Origin of the sequence: Peribacillus sp. YIM B13481 (genome assembly GCF_042787985.1) — a bacterium.
GTDB classification, from domain to species: Bacteria; Bacillota; Bacilli; order Bacillales; family DSM-1321; genus Peribacillus; species Peribacillus simplex_A.
This window is the reverse complement of sequence record NZ_JBHZPE010000105.1, coordinates 1-5,179: the sequence shown is the minus strand read 5'-3', so window position 1 is coordinate 5,179 and position 5,179 is coordinate 1. Positions and strand designations below refer to the sequence as shown.

Genomic DNA, 5,179 nt, shown 5'->3' with positions numbered 1-5,179 from the left:
TCCACCATTTTTCGAAGACCATCGGTCTCTATTTTTTCACCGTTTAGAATCGCTTCAAGGATACGGCGTCCCGATACTCCAAAAATGTCTGATAGAACGGATGTTAGCTTGATATTAGCATCTTGAAGAATTTTGTGAATACGATTCTGTTCTGAAGTGCGATGATGAATCAATTTTTTTCGATAACGAGTAAGATCTCGTAAATCACGAATATTCTCCGGTGGGACAAAATTGCTTTCAATAAGTCCGCATCTTAGAAGCTTGGCAAGCCATTCGGCATCTTTTACATCCGTTTTACGTCCTGGAACATTTTTGACATGCCTGGCATTGGCAAGAACAAGGTGAAAAGAATCCTCGAGTATATTCCATATTGGTTTCCAGTAGACTCCGGTGCTTTCCATCACAACATCGGATACCTGAAAGGTAGCGAGCCAATCACTTAAAGCCAAGAGTCCCGTTGTTGTAGTTGAAAATGTTTCAATAGAGGTTTTGGGCTTTTTATCTAATTGACCAAATAATACACAAGCTACTACTGTTTCTTGGTGTACATCTAGGCCAGCACACCGTTCAATCATTGCTTCCATAGGAGAATCACCTCAAAAAAAGATTAACAATACATATGACAGGAGATTTGTTACAAAAATTTTTGTATACGTACTTGTAGTACACTAAATGGTTCTTCAATACTGTCACAACCAGTTTCTTATACAGGGTATCTTCCTTAAGATCCACCAAAAAAAGTCCAGCCTGGTTGTATTGTTATCATCCATTATTGTCAAGGGTTTAATGGGTTAGACTTTATTTTTGGGTAAAGAGCAGGTTTTCGTGCTAGATGGTGGCGGCGAGAATCGCCGCCATAGAAGTTTCTTATGCAACTAAACCAGCTAATAGTTAGTCAACATTTTTCAATGAAAACTAAAAATATTTCATGCTATACTAAATTTGTGCATGCTAAATAACCTTCCAATGAACCGTATTTGGAAAGTTTTGTGCTATTTAGTTATACTTTTAAACTAGGTTAGATCTTGGAAAGTCGAGTTATTTTGTAATAGTGCATAAATCCATTGTAGAAGCTTATTAGCACATGCTATCACAGCTACTTTAAAGGGCTTTCCTTCTTCAAGTTTCTTATCATAGAACTCTCGTAATCTCTTGTTCCGGGGGATGATTTCATCTGTCGTTTTCTTCTTGCGACAATCACGAATGGCACAACGAACGGCCATATATAAGGCATGTCGTAGTCTGCCAGAACCTCTTTTGGTAATCCTATTTACTGTGCCTTTAAATTTACCTGATTCAAAGATACTTGGATCAATTCCAGCAAATGCCACTAGTTTTTTTAGGGTGATTAAACCGATCAATCTCTCCAATTTCAGAAATAATCGTCGCAGCGATTTTTTCACCGATTCCAGGGATGGATTGGATCATCTTATATTATTCAATTTCTTTTGCCAAAGCATCTATCTCGTCTTCAAACCTGGATAGGTGCTTTTGGTATTCTAGAAGCATTTTTATATACATCTCTAGGCTTAAAATGTGACTCTGATATAAAGTTCTCTGAAAAGGATTTCGAGCTGAGGCAGCCATAAGTTTCTCTGCCTTTGTATTCGCCCACTTTCTAGAACGACTTGGACAAAGTTCATCAATCCTATTTGCTACAGTTTCTTCACCGACTGCTAATATGTCTTCAGAAGTAGGGAATTCTAATAGAGTAAGCAAAGAAACAACCGAATACAAATCTCCAAAAACCCCTCTATATTCAGGAAATACTTGATCAAGAACAGCCTGAAACTGTAGTTTTGTTTGTACATAGATACCTGTTATATTTGCATGTTGTCTTGAAAGATTACGAAGATTTAAGAGTTGTATCCCTCGTTTTTTATAAGGCTCTAACTCCTCTTTATAGTACAGCTCGCAGAGGTGACGTGCATCGATTATATCTGTCTTTACTTTGCGTAAACTAGAGCTCTTCGCACGATAAGAAATGAGTGGGTTAACGATAATTAATAAGTAATCTCTCTCCTCAAAATACTGTACAACGGGCGTATGATAATGCCCCGTAGATTCCAATACAATCGGAGGTTTGATCCCCGTTCTATTTTCTATTTCTCTCAGAAAGTGAAAGAGTGTTTCTAGTCCTTCAATGGTATGCGTAACTTTAAAACTGCCTTGATAAGGCTTTTTCTTCTCCAAGAATGCTTGAACCTGACTTTCACCTTTGGCTACATCCAGACCAACTACTGGATTCATATTCATATTCTATCTCCTCCAAAAACATATTATTAAGGGGCAGGATAGTTGAAGAAGGAATTTGTATTTACTTCTAGAATATACATAATTAGGTTATGTGATGGTGGGAGCTTAAATGGATAAGGGCAGTATTTTCGCCCTGCTCGGCTCCAATGGGGCGGGCAAGACAACGGTTGTCAAAGAAGATTACTTACGGAATAATGGTGACTTTGAATTTGATGAAACCGAGAATAAACGTCCGATGAACATATGGCTCTATGCTAAGTGCAGGACATTTCTCGATTCTGATCACCCAGAACAGGATGTGAGTCATCTTTTGATTACCAATATTCAGTCTCTTTGATGCATCGAACACGCTTTCAAGCATTGATAACAAAAGAGAATTTGTAGAACAATAGGGCTGATAAAAAAGTAAAGAGAGGGAAAACAAATGAAAAAGATTACAACGGGACAAAGCAACACTGGCTTATCCGAAACAGGGCTACGCAGAATGCGCGACGTGCTGGCACGGCATGTCGAGTCCGGGAAGATTCCTGGGCTCGTCGCCCTGGTCAGTCGGTACGGTGAGACGCACGTCGAAGCGATCGGCACGATGCGCCATGACGGTGGCGCGCCGATGCGCCGGGACACGATCTTCCGGTTGGCGTCCACTTCCAAGCCGCTCGCGGTCGCGTCGGTGATGATCCTGCTCGACGAGTGCAAGCTGCATCTGGACGACCCAGTAGATACGTGGCTGCCCGAACTCGCCGACCGGCAGGTGCTGAAACGGGCAGACGGCCCGCTGGACGACACGGTGCCGGCACGGCGGCCGATCACCGTACGGGACTTGTTGACCTCCACGTTCGGGCTCGGAGTGGATATTACGTTGATGGGCTCCCCGATCCAGAACGCGATCTTCAAGAGTGGGATATACGACACGCCAGGGGCGGAGTTGCCCGAGCCGGATGAGTGGATGCACCGCCTGGGCACACTCCCGTTGAGCTACCAGCCCGGAGAGCGGTGGCAATACCACGTCAGCAACGAAGTGCTCGGCGTGCTCGTCGCCAGAGTCACGGGTCAGACGTTCGAGACGTTCCTGCGCGAACGCATCCTCGATCCGCTGGGGATGAAGGACACTGGTTTCTACGTGCCCGCCAACAAGATTGACCGGCTGCCGCCCGCCTTCAACCCCGATCCGCAGACCGGAGAGTTCATCGTGTGGGACGAGGCCGCAGGCGGACGCTACAGTCGACCTCCAGCGTTCCAAGCAGGCGGCGGTGGGCTGCTCTCAACCGTCGACGACTATCACGCGTATTTACGGATGCTGCTGAACCAAGGGATGCACGGGACCGAACGGATCCTGTCCCGGCCCGCCGTCCAGCTGATGACCACCAACCGCCTCACGCCCGAGCAACAAGCCGCCCGAGACGCCATGGCCAAAAACAACGTCCATTTGTCGCACGGCCAAGGGCAGCACGGCGGCTGGGGCTTCGGGATGGCGGTGCGCACCTACCGTGGTGACTACGCGTCCATCGGCCAGTTCGGCTGGGACGGTGGAACCGGCACGACGACGTACGCCGACCCGGACAAACAGCTCACCGGAATCCTGCTCACCCAGGTCGGGATGTCCACCCCGGATTCAGCGCGGCTTATCCACGACTTCTGGACCATGGTCTACCAGGCAATCGAAGACTGACACCGAGCCCGCGCCTGGTACGCCCGCCCTCAACCCACGACACCCAACGGTCTGCCCCCTGGCCGGTCCAATTGGGGTTTTAGCTGATAAGTTGTTTTGGGAGAAGTATATGAGAGCATTTATCATTTCTCGTGCAAAGGCACAGAAAAAGATTGCCGAGAATATGCTCTAACCTTGTTTAACTAACGGGTGCGTTAGCGCCATAAGAAGGCTGCCAATTGGCGGCCTTTTGAATGTGCGATTCTTATCATACATTCAAATTAGAGAAAAAAATACCCTTGTTCAACTAAACTGGTAGTTTAGCTGAAGAAAAATTGTATTACTTTTCATCAATTGGGAAAATATATAATTAAGAACAAAAAGGAGGGAACAGAGATGGAAGTAAATATGAGTGTTGAAGAAGTCGTGAATCAAATTTCTGAATTAGTAGAAAAAGAAGGGAAGCCACCTCGGAAGAAAGAGGTAAAGAAGTCAGATCCGGAATTAATGAAAAATGCATTGTATTATTTTCCTAGTTGGGATAATGCAGTAGAACATAGCATTGGATCTTAACCAACGATACATAAACATTTATTTTCCAAATTAGTGTATAATCCTTTCGCTTTTAAAAATTACAAATGAGTTGTGTTGGATCCCACCACAGAAGCTACCTGAGTGAAAGGGGAGTTTTTGTGGTTATTTATATTTGTTCCCGTCCCCTAGTGGACTGATGTTTTTTCATAAAGTAACGTTCTTACTGCATCAAAATGATAAAATATTAATGTTGTTTTTAGGGAGTTTTACAGCTAAAGGCCGAGTTTCTTTTCCTTATTTGAGTCTGTAAAAACGCTAAAGTATTTCAATACATTATTCGTTTCTTCTTCGATACTGCCGATATAACGCAATGTAACCGAAGATGGGAATGATGCAAAATCCGTTGCAACATGGCAATATCCTTCGTGGCTTTGTAAAACCAAAAGCCAAACTTTTTTTCGTAAGGTATGGTTGCACACATGTTCCACGCCAGCAAACTCTGCCGCCTTATTTAACCAGTAAGCCGGAGAAGGGGAATGGGGCGTACTCATAGACCTCCTGGAAGCAATTCGCGATATACATGTCGCGGATTTTTTTGCATTTTACCTTCCTATACCCGGAGAATTTTGTGTTGTTTGAATTGTCAACACTAAATCAAACAACATTTTTAAGGGACAACTTTTTAAATTCTAGAGGGCTTACGTAGCCTAAAGTTCCATGAATTCGCAACTTATTAAACCA

The 5,179-nt window shown here is 44.2% G+C and carries 5 protein-coding genes and 1 pseudogene; 3 read left to right on the top strand and 3 right to left on the bottom strand.

Annotation, left to right across the window (positions count from 1 at the left end):
* A partial coding sequence (locus tag ACFX4X_RS25115; protein WP_377387560.1) for an IS110 family RNA-guided transposase occupies positions 1–584 on the bottom strand: 584 nt, incomplete at its 3' end.
* A 429-nt stretch (positions 585–1,013) separates the two neighbouring features.
* Positions 1,014–2,250 (bottom strand): annotated as a pseudogene (locus tag ACFX4X_RS25110) (IS110 family RNA-guided transposase).
* Between the two features lie 115 nt (positions 2,251–2,365).
* Between ACFX4X_RS25110 and ACFX4X_RS25105 the strand changes: the two are divergent.
* The 3 genes from ACFX4X_RS25105 to ACFX4X_RS25095 all read left to right on the top strand — a co-directional run bounded on the left by ACFX4X_RS25105 (position 2,366) and on the right by ACFX4X_RS25095 (position 4,477).
* Positions 2,366–2,593 carry a hypothetical protein gene (locus ACFX4X_RS25105; protein ID WP_377387557.1) on the top strand — a complete coding sequence of 76 codons (228 nt, stop codon included), beginning with the start codon at positions 2,366–2,368 and terminating at the stop codon, positions 2,591–2,593.
* 87 nt (positions 2,594–2,680) lie between these two features.
* Entirely contained in the window at positions 2,681–3,925 is a 1,245-nt protein-coding gene (locus tag ACFX4X_RS25100; protein ID WP_377387554.1) for a serine hydrolase domain-containing protein, read from the top strand.
* Positions 3,926–4,300: 375 nt separating this feature from the next.
* Positions 4,301–4,477, top strand: coding sequence for a homing endonuclease associated repeat-containing protein (locus ACFX4X_RS25095; protein ID WP_284471157.1), 177 nt, complete (start codon positions 4,301–4,303; stop codon positions 4,475–4,477).
* 233 nt (positions 4,478–4,710) lie between these two features.
* Here ACFX4X_RS25095 and ACFX4X_RS25090 read toward each other — a convergent pair whose 3' ends face one another.
* Positions 4,711–4,989, bottom strand: a complete 279-nt coding sequence (locus ACFX4X_RS25090) for a hypothetical protein (protein ID WP_377387551.1) — start codon at positions 4,987–4,989, stop codon at positions 4,711–4,713.
* Positions 4,990–5,179 lie beyond the last annotated feature (190 nt).